The sequence below is a fragment of the Streptomyces albus subsp. albus genome, assembly GCF_000719865.1.
GTDB lineage: Bacteria > Actinomycetota > Actinomycetes > Streptomycetales > Streptomycetaceae > Streptomyces > Streptomyces albus_E.
In genome coordinates this window covers 1-202 of sequence record NZ_JOID01000124.1, presented here as the reverse complement: position 1 = coordinate 202, position 202 = coordinate 1, and the positions used below count along the sequence as shown (strand labels likewise).

Annotated in this window: 1 pseudogene; it reads right to left on the bottom strand. The window is 79.2% G+C overall.

Going from position 1 to position 202, the window contains the following annotated elements:
• Window positions 1–202, bottom strand: a pseudogene (locus IF83_RS35415) (hypothetical protein); the annotation flags it as partial.

Sequence of the window (202 nt, the reverse complement as noted above, 5' to 3'; positions counted from 1 at the left end):
ACGGGACGAGCGCGGCTTCTCCGGCCGGGGTGAGCAGAGCCGGCGGGATGAGCGTCCGCGTGGGCCGCGGCGTGAGGACGACCGCGGTGGGTTCCGTCGTGACGAGCGGCCCGCCTTCCGCCGGGATGACGAGCGGGGCGGGTTCCGGGGACGCGACGACCGGCCCGGCGCGCGGCGGGACGAGCGTGAGCAGCCGCGCGGC